The 223-nt window shown below is 63.2% G+C and carries 1 protein-coding gene; it reads left to right on the top strand.

Annotated elements, in window-relative coordinates; genetic code table 11:
• On the top strand, nt 1-223 hold a 223-nt coding region (locus ACNQQL_RS36295; protein ID WP_347069773.1), incomplete at both ends, for a transposase.

Raw genomic sequence — 223 nt, 5'->3', positions numbered from 1 at the left:
CGGTCAAAGGCGAGCGGACGCTGGCCGAATTGGCACAACAGTTCGATGTGCATCCGAACCAGATCACGGAATGGAAGCGGCAGTTGCAGGAGCGCGCGGCGGACGTGTTTGGCACGGCGGGCGCGCCGTCGAGCGAGCCGCCGGTGGATGTGAAGACGCTGCATGCGAAGATCGGCCAGTTGACACTGGAGAACGATTTTTTGTCCGGAGCGCTCGGCAAGGC

It is taken from the genome of Burkholderia sp. LFS061, from assembly GCF_047978125.1.
GTDB classification, from domain to species: domain Bacteria; phylum Pseudomonadota; class Gammaproteobacteria; order Burkholderiales; family Burkholderiaceae; genus Burkholderia; species Burkholderia pyrrocinia_C.
This window is presented reverse-complemented; position numbering and strand designations above follow the sequence as displayed.